Origin of the sequence: Pseudomonas sp. HY2-MNA-CIBAN-0224, from assembly GCF_040310285.1 — a bacterium.
GTDB classification, from domain to species: domain Bacteria; phylum Pseudomonadota; class Gammaproteobacteria; order Pseudomonadales; family Pseudomonadaceae; genus Aquipseudomonas; species Aquipseudomonas helleri.
In genome coordinates this window covers 1-271 of sequence record NZ_JBEOPQ010000537.1, presented here as the reverse complement: position 1 = coordinate 271, position 271 = coordinate 1, and the positions used below count along the sequence as shown (strand labels likewise).

Below are 271 nucleotides of genomic sequence, written 5' to 3'. Positions count from 1 at the left end.
ATAATAATACCGTTGATAGGCGCTTTGGGGCGGTTCTTCTTCAATAGGTTTAAAAACGACAGCCAGTCTGAGCGGTCATCTTCGTATGCAGAGTAGCGTCCTGCGGTATCGAGTAGGATGCCTTCGGTAGAAAAAAACCAATCACAGTTACGAGTACCGCCGACACCTTGTACCGACAGCTTGTTGGTTTTTTCCATAAACGGGAATTTTAGCCCAGAGTGAAGTACCGCCGAGCTTTTACCTGCTGCTGGGTTACCAATGACCATATACC

The 271-nt window shown here is 47.2% G+C and carries 1 protein-coding gene; it reads right to left on the bottom strand.

Translation table 11 applies throughout. From position 1 onward, the window contains the following. On the bottom strand, positions 1–271 hold a 271-nt coding region (locus tag AAEZ03_RS27465), incomplete at both ends, for a type VI secretion protein IcmF/TssM N-terminal domain-containing protein (RefSeq protein WP_350583019.1).